The sequence below is a fragment of the Halomonas sp. TD01 genome, from assembly GCF_923868895.1.
In the GTDB taxonomy this organism is placed as follows: domain Bacteria; phylum Pseudomonadota; class Gammaproteobacteria; order Pseudomonadales; family Halomonadaceae; genus Vreelandella.
This window is the reverse complement of the sequence record NZ_OV350343.1, coordinates 1,100,353-1,122,576: the sequence shown is the minus strand read 5'-3', so window position 1 is coordinate 1,122,576 and position 22,224 is coordinate 1,100,353. Positions and strand designations below refer to the sequence as shown.

The 22,224-nt window shown below is 51.7% G+C and carries 19 protein-coding genes and 3 rRNA genes; 15 read left to right on the top strand and 7 right to left on the bottom strand.

What is annotated here, in order from left to right; genetic code table 11:
- The first annotated feature begins 298 nt into the window (after nt 1–298).
- From lldD to rrf, 4 genes are all read left to right on the top strand, one after another.
- Nucleotides 299–1,453 (top strand): FMN-dependent L-lactate dehydrogenase LldD, encoded by a 1,155-nt coding sequence (gene lldD / locus L1X57_RS05325; RefSeq protein ID WP_009724994.1) that lies wholly within the window; start codon nt 299–301, stop codon nt 1,451–1,453.
- Nucleotides 1,454–2,017: 564 nt separating this feature from the next.
- Nucleotides 2,018–3,550: ribosomal RNA gene (locus L1X57_RS05320) — 16S ribosomal RNA — on the top strand.
- A 322-nt stretch (nt 3,551–3,872) separates the two neighbouring features.
- A 23S ribosomal RNA gene (locus tag L1X57_RS05315) occupies nt 3,873–6,766 on the top strand.
- Nucleotides 6,767–6,910: 144 nt separating this feature from the next.
- Nucleotides 6,911–7,026 (top strand): 5S ribosomal RNA (rrf, locus tag L1X57_RS05310).
- Together the 16S, 23S and 5S rRNA genes form the textbook arrangement of a ribosomal RNA operon.
- Nucleotides 7,027–7,149: 123 nt before the next feature.
- On the opposite strand, the gene L1X57_RS05305 is transcribed toward rrf, so the two are convergent.
- The 4 genes from L1X57_RS05305 to flgA all read right to left on the bottom strand — a co-directional run bounded on the left by L1X57_RS05305 (nt 7,150) and on the right by flgA (nt 9,513).
- The gene (locus L1X57_RS05305) at nt 7,150–7,905 is read right to left on the bottom strand and encodes an SDR family NAD(P)-dependent oxidoreductase (RefSeq protein ID WP_009724008.1); all 756 of its coding nucleotides are present in this window, start codon (nt 7,903–7,905) and stop codon (nt 7,150–7,152) included.
- 78 nt (nt 7,906–7,983) lie between these two features.
- Entirely contained in the window at nt 7,984–8,433 is a 450-nt protein-coding gene (locus L1X57_RS05300; protein WP_009724007.1) for a flagella synthesis protein FlgN, read from the bottom strand.
- Between the two features lie 10 nt (nt 8,434–8,443).
- The gene (gene flgM / locus L1X57_RS05295) at nt 8,444–8,710 is read right to left on the bottom strand and encodes a flagellar biosynthesis anti-sigma factor FlgM (RefSeq protein WP_009724006.1); all 267 of its coding nucleotides are present in this window, start codon (nt 8,708–8,710) and stop codon (nt 8,444–8,446) included.
- Nucleotides 8,711–8,796: 86 nt separating this feature from the next.
- Nucleotides 8,797–9,513, bottom strand: a complete 717-nt coding sequence (gene flgA / locus L1X57_RS05290; RefSeq protein WP_009724005.1) for a flagellar basal body P-ring formation chaperone FlgA — start codon at nt 9,511–9,513, stop codon at nt 8,797–8,799.
- 194 nt (nt 9,514–9,707) lie between these two features.
- Between flgA and flgB the strand changes: the two genes are divergently transcribed.
- The 11 genes from flgB (at nt 9,708) to flgL (ending at nt 20,191) form a co-directional block, all read left to right on the top strand.
- Nucleotides 9,708–10,139 carry a flagellar basal body rod protein FlgB gene (gene flgB, locus L1X57_RS05285; RefSeq protein WP_009724004.1) on the top strand — a complete coding sequence of 144 codons (432 nt, stop codon included), beginning with the start codon at nt 9,708–9,710 and terminating at the stop codon, nt 10,137–10,139.
- Nucleotides 10,140–10,163: 24 nt separating this feature from the next.
- Complete coding sequence (flgC, locus tag L1X57_RS05280) at nt 10,164–10,574, top strand: flagellar basal body rod protein FlgC (protein WP_009724003.1); 411 nt, start codon at nt 10,164–10,166, stop codon at nt 10,572–10,574.
- Between the two features lie 2 nt (nt 10,575–10,576).
- Nucleotides 10,577–11,272 carry a flagellar hook assembly protein FlgD gene (gene flgD / locus L1X57_RS05275; RefSeq protein ID WP_009724002.1) on the top strand — a complete coding sequence of 232 codons (696 nt, stop codon included), beginning with the start codon at nt 10,577–10,579 and terminating at the stop codon, nt 11,270–11,272.
- Between the two features lie 75 nt (nt 11,273–11,347).
- Nucleotides 11,348–12,619 carry a flagellar hook protein FlgE gene (gene flgE / locus L1X57_RS05270; protein ID WP_009724001.1) on the top strand — a complete coding sequence of 424 codons (1,272 nt, stop codon included), beginning with the start codon at nt 11,348–11,350 and terminating at the stop codon, nt 12,617–12,619.
- Between the two features lie 42 nt (nt 12,620–12,661).
- A complete protein-coding gene (gene flgF / locus L1X57_RS05265; protein WP_009724000.1) occupies nt 12,662–13,420 on the top strand; it encodes a flagellar basal-body rod protein FlgF in 759 nt (252 codons plus the stop codon).
- Nucleotides 13,421–13,450: 30 nt separating this feature from the next.
- Nucleotides 13,451–14,233 (top strand): flagellar basal-body rod protein FlgG, encoded by a 783-nt coding sequence (flgG, locus tag L1X57_RS05260; RefSeq protein WP_009723999.1) that lies wholly within the window; start codon nt 13,451–13,453, stop codon nt 14,231–14,233.
- A 37-nt stretch (nt 14,234–14,270) separates the two neighbouring features.
- Nucleotides 14,271–14,960: a flagellar basal body L-ring protein FlgH gene (locus L1X57_RS05255; RefSeq protein ID WP_009723998.1), complete on the top strand. Its 690-nt coding sequence runs from the start codon at nt 14,271–14,273 to the stop codon at nt 14,958–14,960.
- Between the two features lie 30 nt (nt 14,961–14,990).
- Nucleotides 14,991–16,139, top strand: coding sequence for a flagellar basal body P-ring protein FlgI (locus L1X57_RS05250; protein ID WP_409559428.1), 1,149 nt, complete (start codon nt 14,991–14,993; stop codon nt 16,137–16,139).
- Nucleotides 16,140–17,201 carry a flagellar assembly peptidoglycan hydrolase FlgJ gene (flgJ, locus tag L1X57_RS05245; RefSeq protein ID WP_009723996.1) on the top strand — a complete coding sequence of 354 codons (1,062 nt, stop codon included), beginning with the start codon at nt 16,140–16,142 and terminating at the stop codon, nt 17,199–17,201.
- A 62-nt stretch (nt 17,202–17,263) separates the two neighbouring features.
- Nucleotides 17,264–18,922 (top strand): flagellar hook-associated protein FlgK, encoded by a 1,659-nt coding sequence (gene flgK, locus L1X57_RS05240; protein WP_009723995.1) that lies wholly within the window; start codon nt 17,264–17,266, stop codon nt 18,920–18,922.
- 15 nt (nt 18,923–18,937) lie between these two features.
- Complete coding sequence (flgL, locus tag L1X57_RS05235) at nt 18,938–20,191, top strand: flagellar hook-associated protein FlgL (protein ID WP_009723994.1); 1,254 nt, start codon at nt 18,938–18,940, stop codon at nt 20,189–20,191.
- Between the two features lie 164 nt (nt 20,192–20,355).
- Here the strand turns inward: flgL and fliR are convergent, their stop codons facing one another.
- The 3 genes from fliR to fliP are packed head-to-tail and all read right to left on the bottom strand — an operon-like array spanning nt 20,356 to nt 22,217.
- Complete coding sequence (fliR, locus tag L1X57_RS05230; RefSeq protein WP_009723993.1) at nt 20,356–21,147, bottom strand: flagellar biosynthetic protein FliR; 792 nt, start codon at nt 21,145–21,147, stop codon at nt 20,356–20,358.
- A gap of 4 nt (nt 21,148–21,151) precedes the next feature.
- Entirely contained in the window at nt 21,152–21,421 is a 270-nt protein-coding gene (gene fliQ / locus L1X57_RS05225; RefSeq protein ID WP_009723992.1) for a flagellar biosynthesis protein FliQ, read from the bottom strand.
- A gap of 28 nt (nt 21,422–21,449) precedes the next feature.
- Nucleotides 21,450–22,217, bottom strand: coding sequence for a flagellar type III secretion system pore protein FliP (gene fliP, locus L1X57_RS05220; RefSeq protein WP_009723991.1), 768 nt, complete (start codon nt 22,215–22,217; stop codon nt 21,450–21,452).
- Nucleotides 22,218–22,224 lie beyond the last annotated feature (7 nt).

Sequence of the window (22,224 nt, the reverse complement as noted above, 5' to 3'; positions counted from 1 at the left end):
CTCATAATTGGTAAGACCAATAATAAGGGCTTTAATGATTTGTCTCAACAGTAAAAGGCTAGCAAATTGATAGCTATTGGCACCGTTTATTTGACTTATAACTAAAGTATATGACCGAAACATGCCATGGTGGGCGATGCGTGTTTGACACGACTGCAGCGCCTCATTACTGTTGATGCTAATTGTTTGTAAATTGGTAAAACCAATTTTTATCTGAGGCGCCTAATACTGACGCTTCGATGACCGTTTATAGATAGTACTTATAGATAGTGCATCTATTTATTGCATAGGGCCTGCCATGATCATTTCATCACCTACGGACTACCGCCAAGCTGCCAAGCGTCGTATCCCTCCGTTTCTGTTTCACTATGCTGATGGCGGGTCATACGCAGAGCATACGTTGCGGAGCAATGTTGAAGACCTAGCGGGTGTCGCGTTGCGGCAGCGGGTGTTGAAGGATATGTCGTCGCTATCGCTGGAAACCGAACTGTTTGGTGAAAAGATGGCAATGCCTCTTGCCTTGGCGCCGGTGGGGCTAACAGGCATGTACGCTAGGCGTGGTGAAGTCCAGGCAGCACGGGCAGCGACCAAGAAGGGCATACCGTTTACGTTATCGACGGTCTCCGTATGCCCAATTGCAGAAGTGGCAGCGGCAGTGGAGCGGCCCATATGGTTTCAGCTTTATGTATTGAAGGATCGCGGCTTTATGAAGCACGTGCTTGAGCGTGCTAAGGCGGCAGGGGTTAAAACATTAGTCTTCACCGTTGATATGCCTGTGCCAGGGGCGCGTTATCGCGATGCTCATTCAGGCATGAGCGGCAAAAGCGGGCCTATGAAACGTATGCTTCAAGCTGCGTTGCATCCTCTTTGGGCTTGGGATGTCGGTGTGCATGGTCGCCCGCATGATCTAGGCAACGTGTCTGATTATCGTGGTCAGCCGACGGAGCTTGAAGATTATATTGCCTGGCTTGGCGATAACTTTGATCCCTCTATTTCCTGGAAAGATCTGGATTGGATTCGTGAGCAGTGGGATGGCCCAATGGTTATTAAGGGCATACTGGATGCTGATGATGCCCGTGATGCAGTCCGCTTTGGGGCGGATGGTATTGTAGTTTCAAATCACGGTGGCCGTCAGTTGGATGGCGTGCCTTCTACCGCGCGTGCCCTGCCTGCTATTGCAGATGCAGTTAAGGGTGATCTGGCCATCCTGGCTGATTCTGGTGTGCGTAATGGGTTAGATGTAGTGAGAATGATTGCCATGGGTGCAGATACAGTATTGATAGGTCGCGCCTTTATCTATGCGCTTGCAGCAGCAGGTGAGTCGGGGGTTGCTAACCTGCTTGAGCTTTTCGAAAAAGAGATGAAGGTGGCGATGACGCTCACCGGTGCGCGAACAATTGCTGATCTCAGCACCGAATCATTAGTTCCTGACGCGATTCCTGCACTTAAATAACGCTCAAATAGAGGGGGTGATGCTGCCGACATTAGAGTAACAGATGAATGTTGGAGTTTTTTTACAAAAGCCCTTGCCAAGTCGGCAGCGAATCCGTAAAGTACGCATCCGCTGCCGGGGACGCACAGCGTTACCAGCGGTGATTGAAGTTGAAAAACTTCGGTTTGTCAGAAGGTTAGCGAAAATATTGCAGAGAAAGTTTGCGGTGTCTTCAGTCGCCTTGTGAGACGAGTTAAAAGGAAAGCAGCGTAATCTCGCTTTCTTCGCTCACTCGCTTCACTCACTCAAAACAGTGATTGACAAACACCAGGAAATGCGTAGAATGCGCCTTCCTCGCTGAGGCAAACCAGTTCAACGGTTAGCCAGTTTTATCCAGCGAAAACAGCTCTTTAACAATTTGATCAGGTAATTCATGTGGGCGCTTGCCGATGAGGGTGATAAATCACCAAATATCAAGGCAAGCGGTCATGACAATGTAAATTGAAATGAATTCGTTTGAACCTTGAGCCAAGTTTGATGCACTTATGTGACTTTCGAGTGACATGTAAGCATCACAATGATTTTAAACTGAAGAGTTTGATCATGGCTCAGATTGAACGCTGGCGGCAGGCCTAACACATGCAAGTCGAGCGGTAACAGGGGTAGCTTGCTACCCGCTGACGAGCGGCGGACGGGTGAGTAATGCATAGGAATCTGCCCGGTAGTGGGGGATAACCTGGGGAAACCCAGGCTAATACCGCATACGTCCTACGGGAGAAAGGGGGCTTCGGCTCCCGCTATTGGATGAGCCTATGTCGGATTAGCTAGTTGGTGAGGTAATGGCTCACCAAGGCAACGATCCGTAGCTGGTCTGAGAGGATGATCAGCCACATCGGGACTGAGACACGGCCCGAACTCCTACGGGAGGCAGCAGTGGGGAATATTGGACAATGGGGGCAACCCTGATCCAGCCATGCCGCGTGTGTGAAGAAGGCCTTCGGGTTGTAAAGCACTTTCAGCGAGGAAGAACGCCTAGTGGTTAATACCCATTAGGAAAGACATCACTCGCAGAAGAAGCACCGGCTAACTCCGTGCCAGCAGCCGCGGTAATACGGAGGGTGCAAGCGTTAATCGGAATTACTGGGCGTAAAGCGCGCGTAGGTGGCTTGATAAGCCGGTTGTGAAAGCCCCGGGCTCAACCTGGGAACGGCATCCGGAACTGTCAAGCTAGAGTGCAGGAGAGGAAGGTAGAATTCCCGGTGTAGCGGTGAAATGCGTAGAGATCGGGAGGAATACCAGTGGCGAAGGCGGCCTTCTGGACTGACACTGACACTGAGGTGCGAAAGCGTGGGTAGCAAACAGGATTAGATACCCTGGTAGTCCACGCCGTAAACGATGTCGACCAGCCGTTGGGTGCCTAGCGCACTTTGTGGCGAAGTTAACGCGATAAGTCGACCGCCTGGGGAGTACGGCCGCAAGGTTAAAACTCAAATGAATTGACGGGGGCCCGCACAAGCGGTGGAGCATGTGGTTTAATTCGATGCAACGCGAAGAACCTTACCTACTCTTGACATCCTGCGAACTTGTGAGAGATCACTTGGTGCCTTCGGGAACGCAGAGACAGGTGCTGCATGGCTGTCGTCAGCTCGTGTTGTGAAATGTTGGGTTAAGTCCCGTAACGAGCGCAACCCTTGTCCTTATTTGCCAGCGGGTAATGCCGGGAACTCTAAGGAGACTGCCGGTGACAAACCGGAGGAAGGTGGGGACGACGTCAAGTCATCATGGCCCTTACGAGTAGGGCTACACACGTGCTACAATGGCCGGTACAAAGGGTTGCGAGCTCGCGAGAGTCAGCTAATCCCGAAAAGCCGGTCTCAGTCCGGATCGGAGTCTGCAACTCGACTCCGTGAAGTCGGAATCGCTAGTAATCGTGAATCAGAATGTCACGGTGAATACGTTCCCGGGCCTTGTACACACCGCCCGTCACACCATGGGAGTGGACTGCACCAGAAGTGGTTAGCCTAACGCAAGAGGGCGATCACCACGGTGTGGTTCATGACTGGGGTGAAGTCGTAACAAGGTAGCCGTAGGGGAACCTGCGGCTGGATCACCTCCTTAAACGATGCATCATCTCTCGCGGTAAGCGCTCACAATGAATTACCTGATCAGAATGCTGTTGATACGCAGTGATAAGCGTTTTCTTCATAGTGAAAAAAGAGAAAAGAGCTTTTTTAAGATCTTCTTTAAAGACCTTTCTTTTCCTTTTAATGTGAAAAAAGCAACCGCTTATCACTGCGCATAGCAGTCGCTCTTTAACAATGTATATCATGCTGACATAAACGCTTCTTTGAAGTGTTTATACGTAATTGTTTTGTGATACGTCTCAAGCGTATCCGGCAATCGTTATCATTGCGAGACACCAGACTCCTTCGGGTTATAGGGTCAAGCAATGAAGCGCACACGGTGGATGCCTAGGCAGCCAGAGGCGATGAAAGACGTGGAAGCCTGCGATAAGGCTCGGCGAGGTGGCAAACAACCTGTGACCCGGGCATTTCTGAATGGGGAAACCCACTCATCATAAGATGAGTATCTTGCGCTGAATATATAGGCGTAAGAGGCGAACCAGGGGAACTGAAACATCTAAGTACCCTGAGGAAAAGAAATCAACCGAGATTCCCCTAGTAGCGGCGAGCGAACGGGGACCAGCCCTTAAGCATGTGACTGATTAGGCGAATGAGCTGGGAAGCTCAGCCGTAGCGGGTGATAGCCCCGTAGTCGAAAGTCTGATCATGTGAAATCGAGTAGGTCGGGGCACGAGAAACCTTGACTGAAGACGGGGGGACCATCCTCCAAGGCTAAATACTCCTGGCTGACCGATAGTGAACCAGTACCGTGAGGGAAAGGCGAAAAGAACCCCGGAGAGGGGAGTGAAATAGATCCTGAAACCGTGTGCGTACAAGCAGTAGGAGCAGACTTGTTCTGTGACTGCGTACCTTTTGTATAATGGGTCAGCGACTTATATTCAGTGGCGAGGTTAACCGTTTAGGGGAGCCGTAGGGAAACCGAGTCTTAACTGGGCGACACAGTCGCTGGATATAGACCCGAAACCGAGCGATCTATCCATGAGCAGGGTGAAGGTTGAGTAACATCAACTGGAGGCCCGAACCAGGATCTGTTGAAAAAGATTTGGATGACTTGTGGATCGGAGTGAAAGGCTAATCAAGCTCGGAGATAGCTGGTTCTCCTCGAAAGCTATTTAGGTAGCGCCTCACGTATCACCGCCGGGGGTAGAGCACTGTTTCGGCTAGGGGGTCATCCCGACTTACCAACCCGAGGCAAACTCCGAATACCGGTGAGTGCGAGCGTGGGAGACACACGGCGGGTGCTAACGTCCGTCGTGAAAAGGGAAACAACCCAGACCGTCAGCTAAGGTCCCGAAATCCTGGTTAAGTGGGAAACGATGTGGGAAGGCTCAGACAGCTAGGAGGTTGGCTTAGAAGCAGCCATCCTTTAAAGAAAGCGTAATAGCTCACTAGTCGAGTCGGCCTGCGCGGAAGATGTAACGGGGCTAAACCAGGTACCGAAGCTACGGGTTCACACTTAGGTGTGAGCGGTAGAGGAGCGTCGTGTAAGCCGATGAAGGTGAATTGAGAAGTTCGCTGGAGGTATCACGAGTGCGAATGCTGACATGAGTAACGATAAAGGGAGTGAAAAACTCCCTCGCCGGAAGACCAAGGGTTTCTGTTCGACGCTAATCGGAGCAGAGTGAGTCGGCCCCTAAGGCGAGGCCGAAAGGCGTAGTCGATGGGAAACAGGTCAATATTCCTGTACCGGACATGATTGCGATGGGGGGACGGAGAAGGCTAGGTGAGCCAGGCGTTGGTTGTCCTGGTGAAAGTGAGTAGGCTTGCATCTTAGGTAAATCCGGGATGCTCTAAGGCCGAGACACGAAACGAACTGACCACGGTCAGGAAGTCATTGATGCCACGCTTCCAGGAAAAGCCTCTAAGCTTCAGATCATGTGCGACCGTACCCCAAACCGACACAGGTGGTCAGGGTGAGAATCCCAAGGCGCTTGAGAGAACTCGGGTGAAGGAACTAGGCAAAATGGTGCCGTAACTTCGGGAGAAGGCACGCCGGCGTAGGGTGACGAGACTTGCTCTCAGAGCCCGAACCGGTCGAAGATACCAGGTGGCTGCAACTGTTTAGTAAAAACACAGCACTCTGCTAACGCGCAAGCGGACGTATAGGGTGTGACGCCTGCCCGGTGCCGGAAGGTTAAATGATGGTGTTAGCCGCAAGGCGAAGCTCTTGATTGAAGCCCCGGTAAACGGCGGCCGTAACTATAACGGTCCTAAGGTAGCGAAATTCCTTGTCGGGTAAGTTCCGACCTGCACGAATGGCGTAATGATGGCCACGCTGTCTCCACCCGAGACTCAGTGAAATTGAAATCGCCGTGAAGATGCGGTGTACCCGCGGCTAGACGGAAAGACCCCGTGAACCTTTACTATAGCTTCACACTGGACGCTGATGTTGCCTGTGTAGGATAGCTGGGAGGCTTTGAATCTCGGACGCTAGTTCGAGGGGAGCCAACCTTGAAATACCAGCCTGGCATCATTGGCGTTCTCACTCAGGTCCGTTATCCGGATCGAGGACAGTGTGTGGTGGGTAGTTTGACTGGGGCGGTCTCCTCCCAAAGAGTAACGGAGGAGCACGAAGGTACCCTCAGCACGGTCGGACATCGTGCAGTGAGTGCAAGAGCATAAGGGTGCTTGACTGCGAGACAGACACGTCGAGCAGGTGCGAAAGCAGGTTCTAGTGATCCGGTGGTTCTGTATGGAAGGGCCATCGCTCAACGGATAAAAGGTACTCCGGGGATAACAGGCTGATACCGCCCAAGAGTTCACATCGACGGCGGTGTTTGGCACCTCGATGTCGGCTCATCACATCCTGGGGCTGAAGTCGGTCCCAAGGGTATGGCTGTTCGCCATTTAAAGTGGTACGCGAGCTGGGTTTAGAACGTCGTGAGACAGTTCGGTCCCTATCTGCCGTGGGCGTTGGATGTTTGAGAAGGGCTGCTCCTAGTACGAGAGGACCGGAGTGGACGCACCTCTGGTGTTCCGGTTGTCACGCCAGTGGCATTGCCGGGTAGCTATGTGCGGACGGGATAACCGCTGAAAGCATCTAAGCGGGAAGCCCCCTTCAAGATGAGACATCCCTGAGGCCTAGAGCCTCCTGAAGGGCCCAGCGAGACCAGCTGGTTGATAGGCACGGTGTGGAAGCGCTGCAAGGCGTTGAGCTAACGTGTACTAATGGCCCGTGAGGCTTGACCCTATAACACCCAAGGGGTCTGGTCGCAGTGATAACGAAAACCGGATACGCGACTCAAGCCCAACGTGACACACGGAGGGCGTGAGACGAAAGAGACGCCACAAAACATCAGTGACATGTTCAGCATGATATGCATTAAAAGTTACGCCTGACGACCATAGCACGCGTGAACCACCTGATCCCTTGCCGAACTCAGAAGTGAAACCGCTTAGCGCCGATGGTAGTGTGGGGTCTCCCCATGCGAGAGTAGGTCATCGTCAGGCACTTATTAAGAAAAACCCCAGCTTCATTGGAAGCTGGGGTTTTTTGTTGTTGAGCTATTGGTTATGAACTGTTTGCAAAATCCCCCAGGGCTTGCGCCCTGGGGGATTTTTTTTGCCTAACATTTACCATTCGATAGGCTTGCCAGCCCAATCCCAGAAGCTGCCGGTATCTTCGGGGGTGCGTTGAGACATTACTTTCAATAATTGTTCAGCGACGAAATCAGGTGTAAATAGCTTTTCGCTGGGTACACGAGCCTGGAAAGGTTTCGACAGCGATGTATCTGTGGTGCCTGGGTGCAGGCACAACACAATAGACTGCTTGTTCAGTCGTTTGAGTTCGATGGAGATGGTCTTCATTAACATGTTGTGCGCTGCTTTACTGGCACGGTAGCTGTACCAGCCGCCATGCCCATTATCGCCAATAGATCCAACGCGTGCCGATAAGCTGGCGATGGTAACCGGGTGCTTGCCCTGCAACGATGATTTAAGTGCGCTAATCAATAGGGCAGGTGTGGCTGCATTAACATGCATAACATGAGCGAATGATGCTTCATCTAACTGCTCTAAGCGTTTCTCAGGCTGCACATTACGCGCATCATCATGTAGCGTACCAATAGCATTGAATAGCAGGTGTACCGGGCGACCGTTTAACTGTTGGCAAAGAGTCTCACGGCCTGATTGTGTGGTGATATCGACGTTCACCACCTCAACGGGTGCGCCTTGAAAAGATGGGTCTTGAGAAGCAATAGGTGAACGGCTTACGGCAACGACATTACCCACATGGGTATCGGCAAGCAGCCTCTTAATAATAGCGTTACCTATGCCGCCATTGGCACCGATGACAACAGCGGTAAAGTTTTCTGGAAGGTGGGAAAGCATTCTTCGGCTCCAATTGTGAATATCATTGTTCACATTGAAGCTTCTTGTACAGGTTTTGTCTATGAATGTGCGGAAATACTAGGCAGATGCGTTAAAGCGACCTGGTTGGGCATTGTTGCGCCCATTTGGCTTATAGAGGGTTTTTTCAGCAATTTGGCGAATGTAATCCAGCATTTCCTGGTTATGCTTCATTCTAAGCGATAGCATTTGCCCAGTTAATTCGTTCATGCGTGATACGCGTTCGCTTTTTTCGAGCAAGCTTTCCCAGGTAGCCAAGCAGCCAGCATCGTTAGCGGCTTGCTTGGCGCCAAGGGCACCGTCTGCATAGCCAAGCTTTGTTTGCACGCTTCGGCGCAGTGTTTCGATGCGTTCTAGCTCAACTAACAGCGCCTGCTTTTTCAGGGCTAAGGCAGAGAGGGCGTCACCGTCAATGCTGCCTTTAGTGAGCTGTGCTTGTTCATCTGAAAGCAGCAGCACTAATTCATCAAGGCGTTGCAATTGATCTGAGAGCAGTCGTGAAAGACCCATAATAGTTCGCTTATAAATCTTTTAAATTGGCAATTAAGCCATCAGCGATACGATCGGCACGAATCTCGAGCTTCCCTTCACGAATAGCTTCGCGAATTTCCTCAACTTTTGCCGTATCGATATCTTGTGAACTATCAGTATGCGTTTGGCTAAGTTGTGTTGCTGACCGTGTCGCGCTATCTGCTTCGGCTGGCTTATTGCCGCCTATTTTCTGTGCTTCATCACGCTGCTGCGCCTGATTAGAACGTAGCAACGGATTAATGTTATCAATTTTCACGTTGTTTGCCTCATCGTCAACGTTGGTGCGGCATGCGCTGTATTACCTAGTATCGGCCTGGGTAGTAAGGACTTTAGGCGTTTAGATTAAAAATCTATCACCAACGTTCCCTGGCCGATGACGCGTGCGGTAACTAATTCGCGAGTATCAAAACGCACACGAATACGCTCGCCTTGAGCACCATCAGACAGTGCCTCTCCTTCGCGTGATACTCGGAAACCAGCGCCTTCTGCTATGACAGTGACGCGCTGCCCTCGTTTCACCACTTGAGGCGCTTGAAGGTAGTGAGTCTGGAAGGTGCTGCCGCTTCGAATAGGGCGCTGTGCGACCATGCCGATAATGTCGTCTTGGTCGGTAAGCGCTTGGGCGGCTAGATCTCCAAGGTTGCCTTCTCGTAATGTCAGCATATCACTCGTGATGAGCGTGCCCCTATCGATATCCTGGCCAGCCACGGCGTAGCTACCAATGATATCAATTTGCGCCTGTATATACCGCACTTGACGACGATCTTCGCCACAGCGCACACCGACAGAAATGCGTCCGAGCGGGGATTGATTAGCATTCGGGAAGAATGGTTCGGGTGCAACGCACTCAGGTAAATGAGGAGATGGAGGTGATATATCAATCATCACTTCCTGCCCAAGTGATTGAGATTCTTGATAAAGAAACTGCTGAACGGTATCCATCAACACTTGGTTGCTAGCATGCGCGTGTAATGAAAAGCCAAGGCTGATCAGCGATAGGCAAAGTACTTGCTTAAGGATCGCCAGGCAGTAACGCGCTGGGCGTAGCGGGTGTGGCATGGGAGAGTCGCTCAATCGAAAGGAAGCAGATGATAATCATCAACCGTGCAGTGTAGTGCAAAAGTAGTCCGTGCATCATATGAAATGCTGGTGTAAACGGCAGCTGTTCCATGCTTTAGGCTGACGAGGCGAAGCCTATTATTCATCGTCAATAATATCCGTTTTATTTTGCCTCTCAGCGAACGAGGATTGGCATGATTGATCAGCTTGAATCTGCCTTTAACTATCACCAGCAGGCACTGGGCTTGCGCCAAGCGCGTCACGACGTGTTGGCAGCCAATATTGCCAATGCCGATACGCCTAACTATAAAGCGCGCGATCTCGACTTTGCCAGTGAGTTAAAGAAGGCCGTTGCGGGCAGCCAGCCACAGCAGCAGCAAAATGGCGCGCTGACGCTTGCACGAACGTCAGAGCGTCATCTGCAAGGTGAGGGCCCTGCATGGCGTGGCGTAGGCAGTGCCGAGCTGCTTTATCGTATACCCGATCAACCTAGCTTGGATGGCAACACGGTCGATATGGATCGTGAGCGGACACAGTTTGCAGACAATGCTGTTCGTTACCAAGCCGCCCTAACCATTATGAATCGCCGAATTCAGGGCCTGAAAAACGCGATGCAGCCGGAATAAACGAGCGGTAGGAGAAAGTAATCTATGTCGATGTTTTCAGCCTTTGATATTGCTAGTTCCGCAATGAGCGCCCAGGCGCAGCGTATGAATGTTACTGCTAGCAATATGGCCAATGCCGACAGTATTGCAGGCCCTGATGGCGAGACCTATCGGGCCAAACAAGTAATGTTTGAAACCCAAGCACATAACAATCGGTACGGCGTTGGCGGTGTACGTGTCACCGACGTGGTTGAAGACGACTCTCCGCTGCGTCTGCAATATATGCCAAACCACCCTGCTGCCGACGAAGAAGGCTATGTCGCTAAGCCCAATGTTGAACCCGTGCATGAAATGGTCAACATGATCTCGGCATCGCGCTCCTATCAAGCCAACGTAGAAGTGTTCAACACAACGAAGCAGATGATGGTGCAGACGCTATCTCTGGGTGAGGGTTAATTATGAGCACAATCGACCCGACAACACTTTCGGCGATTAATGGTGGCGGCAGTGGTTCCCAGTTAAAGCAGAGCGCATCAGATGAGTTGCGCAGCAGCTTTCTAACGCTACTGATTACTCAGCTACAGAATCAAGATCCGCTGAATCCAATGGAAAATGCGGAAATGACCTCCCAGATTGCGCAAATTAATACGGTAAGTGGGATTGAACAGCTGAATACCACCTTGCAAAGCATTACTAGCCAAATGGATGCCAACCAAGCACTGCAAGCGAGTGGCTTGATTGGTCAAGGCGTGATGGTGCCTGGTGACAAGGTCATGCTAGAGCAAGATAGTGAAGGAAAATCCTATACGACACCGTTTGGTATCGAGCTTGCCAAACCCGCTGACAAGCTTACGGCGGTGATTGTTGGCCAAGGTGGTGAGGTGATCAGACGCTATAACTTGGGTGCGGTAGAGGCCGGTGTGCAGTCTTTCCAGTGGGACGGTAAAAACGAGCAGGGTGAAGCAGCTGCCAGTGGTCGTTATACGGTTCAGCTAGAGGCTCAAGATGCTGAGGGTGAAACGCTAGACTCAACCGCATTGAACTATGCCGTTGTTAATAGTGTGACCCCTAACGATGGCAGCGGAAATGTTCGGCTGGATTTAGGGGCTATTTACGGACAGGTTCAGCTGAATCAGGTCAAACAGATTCTTTAAGCAACTTGTAAGTAAAACAACATTTTTACAGCAAGAACGTCTTAATGAAAAAGACGTTTTGATGAGGAAAGTATTATGTCATTTACAACGGCAGTAGCTGGTCTTAACGCACAATCAGAGAAGCTAAACTCTGCGGGCAACAACATCGCTAACTCGCAAACCGTTGGCTACAAGCGCTCTGACGTGCTGTTCTCTGATGTGTTTGCAGCCTCGCGGGGCATTGGTGTGCAGGTATCAGATGTGCGCCAGAACTTTACCCAGGGCAGTATCGAGAGCACGGGGCGTAACCTGGATTTGGCGATTTCCGGTGAAGGCTTTTACCGCCTAGAGCGCCCCACTGGAGAAGTCGGTTATTCGCGTAACGGTGAGTTCGGCATTACCGCCGCCGGCGATATTGTTAATGCCCAGGGTGACCGTTTAATGGGTTACGGCATGGATCGCGGCGTTACCGCAGATACCGATGACCAGCAGGCATTCCCTTTCTCAAACGTGTTGGTGGGCGGCGCTCCGCAGGCATTAAATGTGCCCGTTGATGATATTCCGGCTAAAGCAACCACCGAAGTAAATGCGCTATTAAACCTGGATGCCAGGGCAGTAAGTGGCCAAGACTTAAACACGCTTGAATTGGCAAATGGGGATGAGTTGGAGTACCACTTCTCCAATAACTTTACTGCCTATGACTCTTTGGGCAATGCCATCAATGTTGCTACTTACTTTGAAAGGGTAGGTAACAGCAATCAATGGGACGTGACCGCCGTTACTGACGGGGTAGCTAGAGGCAGCTTTACATTAGATTTTACTCAAAGCGGTAGACTAGAAACGGACGAAAACGGTGTGGTCACTGGTGTTAACGGCGGTGCAGCGAGTGCTACTATCGCAGCTATCCCCGGCGGCGTAGATGCTGAAAATCTTACTTTAGAGCTTAAGTTTGATGGCACTACCCAGTTTGCTGCTGACTCATTGCAAAAAGAGTTGAGTCAGGATGGCTTCACCTCTGGTGCACTGGCCGGTATTACCGTCACTGAAACAGGCGTTATCCAGCGTAACTTCACCAACGGTGAAACCCGTGCTGCGGGCCAAATTGCGCTAGCCAGCTTCCGTAATGAAGAGGGTCTTCAGCCACTGGGCAACAACCTGTGGGCGGCGACGAACACCTCTGGTTTGGAAAACCTAGGGGCGCCGGGCACCGGTCGTCTGGGGCAGATCCAAGCAGAAGCGGTAGAAGCGTCTAACGTCGACTTAGCCAGTGAGCTGGTAGATACCATTGTGGCGCAGCGCTCTTACCAGGCTAACTCCAATACCATCAGCACCCAGGACGAGCTCCTGCAGACCATTATTAACCTGTAGTCACTCGTGATAATGGCGTAATACTGCGCTAAGGAGTCAGTTGTGGATCGTATGCTATACACCGCCATGAGCGGCGCCAAACACACGATGGACCAGCAGGCAGTGGTTAGCAATAACCTGTCGAATGTGTCCACCGCGGGGTTTCGCGCTCAGTTGCAAGCTGCACGTTCAGTTCCGGTGGAGGGCGCCGGGCTACTCGACACGCGGGTATCGGCGGTGACGACCACCCCAGGCACCGATTTTTCGCAAGGTCCTATTGAACGCACGGGTCGCACGCTAGATATCGCGATGCAGGATGACGCCTGGATGGCGGTGCTGGGAGAGGACGGCACTGAGGCGTACACCCGGCGAGGCGATCTGCAGCTGGATAATGATGGCGTACTGCTCAGTGTTGGGCGTCCGGTAATGGGGGAAGGTGGCCCCATTGCCTTGCCCCAAGGCGCGCAAGTATCCATTGGTGCGGACGGCACCATCAGCGCTATTCCCCAGGGTGAGGGGCCTGCGGCACTGGTTGATGTCGGCCGCATCAAGCTAGTAACGCCCGATGAACAGGCGTTGACGCGCGGTGAAGATGGCCTGTTTCGCGGGCCTCTGAATGAGGAAGGCGTTGCCGCCGTGCTTCCCGGTGATGAAGATGCCCGAATTGTCAGTGGTGCACTAGAGGGCAGTAACGTCAGTGCCGTAGATGCCATGGTGTCTATGATTGATGTTGCCCGCCGTTACGACATGCAAATGAAAATGCTCAGCACGGCGGACGAGAACGCTCAGCGCGCTAACAGCATTTTATCTATTCAGGGCTGATAGCAGCCACTCAGCCAAGGGAACACGCTTATGATTAAGTCCTTGTGGACGGCCAAGACGGGACTGGAGTCTCAGCAAACTAAGCTAGATGTTATTTCTAATAACCTAGCGAACGTAAGCACAAACGGGTTTAAACGTTCCCGCCCTGTGTTTGAAGATCTGCTCTATCAAAATATGCGCCAGCCCGGTGCGCAAAATAATATCCAGGATCGCCTGCCTTCTGGCATGCAAATAGGTACCGGTGTGCGTGCGGTGGCGACTGAACGCCTGCATACCCAAGGCGGCCTTGAAGAAACCAGCAACTCCCGAGACCTGGCGATCAACGGAGAAGGCTTTTTCCAAGTGTTATTGCCTGATGGCACCGTTGGCTACACCCGCGACGGCAGCTTTCAGCTCAATGAAAACGGCCAAATGGTGACCGCCAATGGTTATCCACTAGAGCCTGCCATTTTTGTTCCTGCTAACGCGTTGTCGGTCACGATTGGTGAAGATGGTACGGTCAGCGTACGCCAACCCGGTATCGCTCAAGATGCCGATATTGGCCAGATCAATGTGGCGTCGTTTATTAATCCAGCAGGCCTGGAGAGCGTTGGCGGTAACTTGTACTTGGAAACCGGTGCCTCGGGCGCGCCCAACCAAAATGTCCCCGGTAATAACGGTGCTGGCAGGTTATTCCAGGGCTATGTAGAAACCTCTAACGTGAACGTGGTTGAGGAGATGGTCAATATGATCCAAACCCAACGCGCCTACGAAATTAATAGCAAGGCTGTATCGACTAGCGACGAAATGTTAGCGCGCTTGAGTCAGCTCTAACGTTATTGATGAATAGGGCTTACTAACAGGTCGCATTATGTTGGATTTACACGCTGCTTCACGTCGTTTTTTGTTAGTTGGCCTTGCGCTGTTTATTTTATTTGCGGCCGGTTGCGCGCAAATTCCGCGGGCCTCGGTGGTAGGCGAACAAGAGCAGATTAACATTGTGGATCGGCCGCCGCCGATCGCTAATGGCTCCATTTATCAGGCGCGCCGCGGTTATCAGCCGCTATTTGAAGATCGTCGCCCACGGTCCATTGGCGATATTTTGACCATTGTGCTCGATGAAGAAGTGAGTGCTAGCAAAAATGCTCGATCCAATGCAGATCGTTCGGGTAATGCCAGCTTAGAGCTTGCGCAACTGCCCGATGTGCTGGACACGCTGGCCGAGTATGGTTTCGATGTGTCGGGAGCCAGTGACTTTGCGGGTGGCGGCGGGTCCCAGGCCAACAATACCTTCACGGGCACGATTACTGTTTCGGTATTGGAAGTGATGAATAACGGCAACTTGCGGGTACGCGGCGAAAAGCAGATCGCGATTAATCAGGGAACGGAGTTCATTCGTTTTTCTGGTGTGGTTAACCCACGCACGATTACCGCGCAAAACACAGTGCCTTCAACCCAAGTGGCAGACGCAAGAATTGAGTATGTCGGCGATGGCTATATCAATGAAGCGCAGCACATGGGCTGGTTACAGCGCTTTTTCTTAAATGTATCGCCGTTTTAAGTCAGTCACTCGGCCCGCTAACAGAGACCTATGGCTATGCAGTTAAACCGTTATCGTGGTGTTAAACACTGGCTACGTTGTATCGCTATGTTTACAACACTCTTTGCCGTTAGTTGTTTACTGGCGATGCCAGCTGCGGCGGAACGGGTGCGTGAATTATCAAGCTTTGCCGGGGTGCGCGATAACCAGTTGGTTGGCTACGGTTTGGTCGTGGGGCTGGATAGCACCGGCGACCAAACCACGCAGGCGCCGTTTACCAGCCAAAGCTTGACGAACATGCTCTCGCAGCTAGGGGTAACGGTGCCGCCTGGCACTAACTTGCAGCTGCGCAACGTCGCCGCTGTCATGGTCACCGCTGATTTACCGCCGTTTTCACGCCCGGGTCAGCGCTTGGATATCGTGGTGTCTTCGATTGCCAACGCCCGTAGCTTACGTGGCGGAACGCTGTTAATGACGCCGCTGAAAGGTGCCGATGGTGATACTTATGCCATCGCTCAGGGCAATATGCTGGTGGGTGGCGCAGGCGCTCAAGCAGGCGGCAGCAGTGTCCAGATCAATCAGCAAGCATCCGGACGCATTCCTAATGGGGCGTTAGTGGAGCGGGAAGTGCCATTAAACCTTGGCGGTAACGGCGGACGATTAGAGTTACAGCTTAATGAATCAGATTTTGGCACGGTTCAGCGCGTGGTAACGGCCATTAATAACGAATTTGGTCAATCGGTGGCGTATGCGCGCAACGGGCGGGTAATTGCGCTTGATGGCCCAATGGATGAAAACGCACGCGTTAACTTTATGGCACGTGTAGAAAATGTTCAGGTGACGCCCATGGAGGCTCCCGCGCGGGTTGTGCTCAATGCGCGCACCGGTTCAGTCGTCATGAATAGCGCTGTCACCCTGCGCCAAGCAGCCGTCGCCCACGGCAATCTATCCATTATGATTGATACCCAGTTTGGGGTTAGCCAGCCAGCCCCCTTTGGTGAAGGCGAAACGGTTGTTGTGCCTAATACAGATATTGAAATTGAGCAGCAGGAAGCGTTTCTGCAAATCGTAGAAGGCGCCCAATTGAATGAAGTGGTCAATGCACTTAATGCATTAGGAGCCACGCCCCAAGACTTAATGTCGATTCTTGAAGCGTTGAAGGCCTCCGGATCGCTTCGCGCAGAGCTTGAGGTTATTTAAATGAGCATTGGCGATATGACCAGCCAGTTCGCGCTGGACATGAACGGCTTTCAGCGCTTGCAGCACAACGCCCGGGTAGATCCTGATGCCGGTGTGCACGGCGCTGCGCAGCAGTTTGAAGCCCTGTTTGTGCAGATGATGATGAAAAGCATGCGCGATGCTACTCCTTCTTCAGGCCTGTTGAGCAGTTCGACAACCGATACCTATCAACAAATGCTGGATCAGCAGTGGTCGCAAGTGATCTCGTCTAAGGGCATGGGATTGGCGGATATGCTGGTTGAACAGCTGCAGCGCCAAGGGGCGGTCAATCATAAGGCGGATAGTGCCGATCAAGAACTGCAGGCGCTGATCGCAGGCATACCTCGCGGCACCCCCAGAGTATTGGATGAACCGCTGCAGCCGAATAGCGGTGGTTATGGGCCTGAACAGGGTGATGGGCGGTTCTTATCTGAACTAGACGCGATTAGCCAACGGCCAGCCGCTGAGGCGAGCAATGCTAGCACAGTATCTACCGCTGCCTCCTCTGCTGCGCCCACTTCTGCCGCAACACCTGCTAGCTTCAGCCAGGCGCCTGATCACGTTCAGCGCTTCTTGACCACGTTAGCGGCTCCGGCCCAGGCAGCCAGTAATGCCACTGGGGTACCCGCTGAGCTTATTTTGGCACAAGCAGCGCTGGAAACAGGCTGGGGACGTCATGAAATTGCCACGCAACATGGCGGTAATAGTCACAATTTGTTTGGTATTAAGGCGGGCAGCCACTGGCAAGGCAAGACGACCGATATTGTCACTCATGAGTATATTAATGGCCGTCGAACCCAAGTCGTGGACTCTTTCCGCGTCTATGACTCGTTTGAGCATGCCTTCACCGACTATGCCAATTTGATTGGCAATAATCCGCGCTACGCGGGCGTTGTAGAGGCCGCTGATGCGCATCAAGCCGCTCGTGAATTACAGCGGGGTGGCTATGCAACGGACCCGCAGTATGCCAATAAACTAGTCGCCGTCATGAATACCATGGGGCCGATAGCAACGGGTCGCGATTTTCTCGCAGATTCCCGTTAACGCGTGATTCAAGTTTTTCTGCGCACTGCCGATAGACATCTTATCGGCCTAAGGAATTGACCATGAGCATGTTTTCAATCGGCTTAAGCGGCCTTAATGCGGCGCAGAATGCCCTCAGCACCACCAGTAACAATATCAGTAACGTTTATACGCCTGGGTATAATCGTGAGCTGGCTCAGCTTGGCCAAGGGTCTGTTGGCGGCGGCGTTAAAGTTAACAGTATCGAGCGCCAATTCAATACGTATGTCTCGAACCAGCTTAACAACGCCAAGACCCAATCAAGCGCACTGGCCACCTACAGCAGCCAAGTCACCCAAATTGATAACTTGCTTGCGGATCGAGAAGCGGGCTTATCGCCGTTAATGCAGTCGTTTTTCTCCTCTTTGGAAGATTTGGCCAGTTCGCCAGCGGATTCTGCCGCCCGTCAAGGCGTGGTTGGTTCGGCCGATACTCTTAGCGCCCAATTTCGCTCCTTTGATGGTTATCTGCAAGATATGCAGAGCAACATTAATAGCCAGATCAAAGATGAAGTTATTCAGATAAATAACACGACCGAACAAATTGCCGGCCTGAACCGCGAAATTGCGCTGGCCCGTGCGCGTAGTGGAGAAGCGCCCAATAGTCTGTTGAACCAGCGCGATCATTTGATTTCTGAACTCAATGAACGCATGGATATACGCTTAAATATCCAGGATGGGAAAAGCTATAACCTCAGTTTGCCGAACGGCCAGCCGTTAGTGACGGGTACCAGCGCGTTTAAGCTTGAAGCTATACAGTCACAAGCTGATCCACAGCGTACGGTGGTGGCCTATCGTGATGGCGAAGGTGGCTTGACCCAGCTGGGAGAGTCAGCGATTAAAGGTGGCGCGTTGGGCGGTTTGATGACATTCCGTTCAGAAACGCTGGATAAAACTCAAAACCAAATTGGCCAACTGGCGGTTTCGCTTTCTGTGGCGTTTAACGAACAGCATAAGCAGGGTGTCGACCTGGATGGTGAGCAAGGTGGCGATTTTTTTGCCGTGCGCGCTCCCCAAACGTTTAGTCATGAGAACAACAATGGCACGGCCACTATTGAGTCTGCCGGGTTCGATATCGACACGATTGATCAGCTTCGTGCGACGGATTACACCGTTCGCTTTGAAGGAGGTGCTCCAACCGTTACGCGTAACGATAACGGAGCGACAGTAGACGATGTTGACTGGGATGCAGGAACAGGTGCGCTGACGTTTGGTGGCGTAGCACTCACGATTAGCGGTACGCCTGATGATGGCGACCGTTTTGAAGTGCAGCCTGTACGACGTGGCGCAAGCGATATGGATGTCACCATCAATGAGCTAGATCGTATCGCCGCCGGAAAGCCGGTAAATCCTGAAGATGACCCAGCCGACTGGGTTGCGACTGGTGCTGGCGACAACCGCAATGCCTTGGCGTTACAGGACTTACAGCAAAAAGCTATCGTGGGTGGTAGCGCATCGTTGAGCGGCGCGTATGGCGTGATTGTCAGCGATGTGGGTAACCGTACCAATATTACCCAGGTGAATTTAGATGCTCGCCAAGGATTAACCGATCAACTGAAAGCGGTGCAGCAATCTGAGTCGGGCGTCAATCTTGATGAAGAAGCGGCTAACCTGATTCGCTATCAGCAGTATTACCAAGCGAATGCGCGTGTGATTGATACCGCGGGTGCCATTATGGACACCATCTTGAATCTACGGAACTAATAAGGAGCTTAGGCGATGCGTATTAGTACGGTCACCATGTTTGAGCAGAGCACGGCTTCTATTAACCGTCAGCAAAGCGATTTCTTGAAAGTTAGTCAGCAAATTGCCAGTGGCCGTCGCGTGGTTAATCCTTCCGATGATCCGCAGGCAGCCTCACGTGCTGTCGGCGTTGATCAATCCAAAGCGATGAACCAGCAGTTTTCGGATTCGCGGGTCTCGGCACGAAATTCGCTGTCGCAAACTGAGAGTATTCTTAACAGTGTCAGTGATGCGGTCATCAGTTCTAAAACGCTACTGATCCAAGCCTCTAGCGACACGCTGAGTGATGTTGACCGTGAGTCCATTGCCAGTGAGCTAAAAGGCGTCTATGAAACGATGCTGGGGCAGGCGAATGCCACCGATGGCAATGGCCGCTACTTGTTCGGTGGCTATAAAGATAACGCCCCGCCGTTTGTTAAATCGGCAGACGGCAATGTGGAATATAACGGCGATAACAGTTCGCGTCAGCAGCGTGTCGATGCTTCCCGTTTAATGCCTGTTGCTGAAAATGGCGCCACGGTTTTTCAGGGGGTTCCCAGCGGTGCGGGCTATATTGCTGAAGCCAACACAGAGAACCAGGGGAACGTTACCTTCAGCGGCCCTCAGCTTACGGATGTTAACGACCCAGGCTATGGCGACAGCTACCGTGTCGTATTCAATGAAGATGCAACGCTAGATAGCGGCATCAGCTATCAAGTGCAGCGTTTTAGTGAAGGCGCGTGGCAGGAAGACGCTGCTGATTTAGTGGCCAGTGGCGAATATGTCGGCGAAGGCCAGCAGCTTAGTTTTGGTGGGATTAATGTCACACTCACTGGCAGCGCCGAGCCTGATGATGAGATATTAATTGCCCAGGCAGGCAGCGAGCAGCGTGGTGCTGATCTGTTTCGCACCATGGAAGCGGCAATTCGCGTATTAGAAATGCCTGCCCAAAGTACTGCAGAAAAAGCGGCGTTGCGTAATACGCTTAATACGTCGATGCGTGATCTTGATAATGCGCTCGATAACGTGCTGACCGTTCGTGCTTCGGCGGGCGCTCGACTGAATGAGCTGGATGTGATTGATGCGGTTGGCAGCAACCGAAAGCTTAACTATGAGCAAACCCTATCTGACTTGGTCGATTTGGATTACGCCGAAGCGATTTCTGAATATAGTCTGCGGCAAGTAGGCCTTCAGGCAGCTCAGAAGGCATTCGTTGATATTAGAGGCATGTCGCTGTTCGACTATATGTAAACACGGCCAGCTTCGAGTAAAACATGACGCTTCGTCAAAAAAGGCCCCAACCTAAAGCGGTAAGCTTAGGGTTGGGGCCTTTTTGCAGATGCGTTTCACAGCTCTTTTTTTTAAAAAGCCCAGAATTTAAAAAAACAGCATTTAAAAAATTAGTACTTTGAACACTAGCCTAGCGGTGCCATGGTTTCGATCAAGCTCTGCATAAAGGCCAGCCCCTGGCTAAAGAGCTGCTGTAAAAAGCGGCCAATGTCGGTCATTAATACCATTAACAGGGTAAGCCCTACGGTTAGCGAGGCGGGGAAGCCGATATTGAATACCGTCAGCTGCGGCGCAGAACGGTTAAGAATGCCGAGTGCTAAGTTAATGATCAACAGTGAGCCAACTAGCGGCAGCGCAAGCAGCATTCCGGAAGCAAAAATAGTTCCCGCATAGCGCGCCAGTAGCTCAAACGCATTCGGGTTTAAGGCACCAATGCCAATGGGTAACGTTTCAAAGCTCATTATTAACGTTTCTAACACCATCAGGTGGCCGTTCAAAGCAAGAAACATCAATAGCGTAATCATATAAAGAATACGTGATAGCACCATGATATTGGTGCCGCTCGACGTATCGAAAAAACTGGCAAACGCCAAGCCCATCTGCAAACCGATAAACTCCCCGGCCGCCTGTACCACGGCGAAAATAATATGCATGACCAAGCCAATCGCAATACCTATCAATAGCTGCTCAATCATGATGCCCAGGCTAGCCCATGACATGATGGGTACGTTAGGCATGGCAGGCAATATAGGGGCAATCACAATAGCAATGATAGCCGCCAGTCCCACCTTAGCCTGATTCGGAACGCTGGAATGGCCCCATAGAGGCGAGGCCGCCATAAAGGCAGTAATGCGTGTAAATGGCCAAAGGAAGGCCACTAACCACGCCTGTAGCTGGGCAAACGTCACCTCCACCATGGCGTTACATCACCATGCTGGGGATATTGGTGAAGAGACGATGCGTGAAGTCGGTGATCAAACCAATTAGCCAAGGTCCGGCAAGTACCAGGACGGCAAATACGGCTAATATTTTGGGAATGAAAGTCAGCGTCATTTCATTTATTTGAGTCGCTGCCTGGAACAAGCTAATGATAAGGCCAGTGAAAAGGGCGGCCAGCAGCATAGGGCCTGCAAGAAAAAGCGTTACCCGCATGCCTTGGTAAGCAATGCTCATCACCATTTCCGGGGTCATGGATACTCCTGGTCGCTGAACGCGACGCTCAAATCATGTAAAAGCTTTCTGCTAGCGAGCCAATAATCAACTGCCAGCCATCGACCAATACAAACAGCATGAGCTTAAAGGGCAGTGAAATCGTAATCGGTGGCACCATCATCATGCCTAGCGCCATCAGCGTACTAGCAACCACTAAGTCGATAATCAGAAAGGGAATAAAAATAGTAAAACCAATCTGAAACGCGGTTTTAAGCTCACTGGTGACAAAAGCAGGCAGTAAGACTCGCATAGGCAGCTCTTCTGGGCCTTGCATCGGGCCTACATCCGCTAGGCGAACGAACAGCGCTAAATCAGGCTCGCGGGTTTGGGCGAGCATGAATTCACGAAACGGTTGCTGAGCCCGCAGTAAGAACTCTTCAAAATTGATCGCTTCATTAGTGAGCGGCATCCAAGCGGTGTCGTACACTTGGTTTAAGACAGGCGACATAATAAAAAACGTCAAGAATAGCGCGATACCTAATAAAACCTGGTTCGGCGGTGTTGCCTGTGTACCCATGGCTGTCCTGAGCAAGCTAAGTACAATAATGATGCGCGTAAAGCTGGTCATCATTAGTAGCATTGCTGGCAGAAAAGCCAGAGAGCTTAAAAATAGCAGCGTTTGTAACGACAGCGACCACTGCTGACCACCATTGTCTAAAGGCTGAGAAACCAGCCCAGGAAGCTGCTGTGCGTGAGCAGGTAGAATAAATAAGCAGCAGGCGATAGCGGCAAGGATCAGCCACCAACGCCGCCCATAAGGCCAAGCGAAGTGCATCTCGAAT

What these genes read in the sequence shown, in the direction of transcription:
- flgG (WP_009723999.1), top strand. Translation starts at nt 13,451, where the DNA reads ATGATTAAGTCCTTGTGGACGGCCAAGACGGGACTGGAGTCTCAGCAA.
- fliP (WP_009723991.1), bottom strand. Translation starts at nt 22,217, where the DNA reads ATGCACTTCGCTTGGCCTTATGGGCGGCGTTGGTGGCTGATCCTTGCC.
- flgE (WP_009724001.1), top strand. Translation starts at nt 11,348, where the DNA reads ATGTCATTTACAACGGCAGTAGCTGGTCTTAACGCACAATCAGAGAAG.
- L1X57_RS05305 (WP_009724008.1), bottom strand. Translation starts at nt 7,905, where the DNA reads ATGCTTTCCCACCTTCCAGAAAACTTTACCGCTGTTGTCATCGGTGCC.
- fliQ (WP_009723992.1), bottom strand. Translation starts at nt 21,421, where the DNA reads ATGACCCCGGAAATGGTGATGAGCATTGCTTACCAAGGCATGCGGGTA.
- flgJ (WP_009723996.1), top strand. Translation starts at nt 16,140, where the DNA reads ATGAGCATTGGCGATATGACCAGCCAGTTCGCGCTGGACATGAACGGC.
- L1X57_RS05250 (WP_409559428.1), top strand. Translation starts at nt 14,991, where the DNA reads ATGGCTATGCAGTTAAACCGTTATCGTGGTGTTAAACACTGGCTACGT.
- flgC (WP_009724003.1), top strand. Translation starts at nt 10,164, where the DNA reads ATGTCGATGTTTTCAGCCTTTGATATTGCTAGTTCCGCAATGAGCGCC.
- flgK (WP_009723995.1), top strand. Translation starts at nt 17,264, where the DNA reads ATGAGCATGTTTTCAATCGGCTTAAGCGGCCTTAATGCGGCGCAGAAT.
- flgL (WP_009723994.1), top strand. Translation starts at nt 18,938, where the DNA reads ATGCGTATTAGTACGGTCACCATGTTTGAGCAGAGCACGGCTTCTATT.
- flgD (WP_009724002.1), top strand. Translation starts at nt 10,577, where the DNA reads ATGAGCACAATCGACCCGACAACACTTTCGGCGATTAATGGTGGCGGC.
- flgA (WP_009724005.1), bottom strand. Translation starts at nt 9,513, where the DNA reads ATGCCACACCCGCTACGCCCAGCGCGTTACTGCCTGGCGATCCTTAAG.
- lldD (WP_009724994.1), top strand. Translation starts at nt 299, where the DNA reads ATGATCATTTCATCACCTACGGACTACCGCCAAGCTGCCAAGCGTCGT.
- L1X57_RS05255 (WP_009723998.1), top strand. Translation starts at nt 14,271, where the DNA reads ATGTTGGATTTACACGCTGCTTCACGTCGTTTTTTGTTAGTTGGCCTT.
- flgB (WP_009724004.1), top strand. Translation starts at nt 9,708, where the DNA reads ATGATTGATCAGCTTGAATCTGCCTTTAACTATCACCAGCAGGCACTG.
- L1X57_RS05300 (WP_009724007.1), bottom strand. Translation starts at nt 8,433, where the DNA reads ATGGGTCTTTCACGACTGCTCTCAGATCAATTGCAACGCCTTGATGAA.
- fliR (WP_009723993.1), bottom strand. Translation starts at nt 21,147, where the DNA reads ATGGTGGAGGTGACGTTTGCCCAGCTACAGGCGTGGTTAGTGGCCTTC.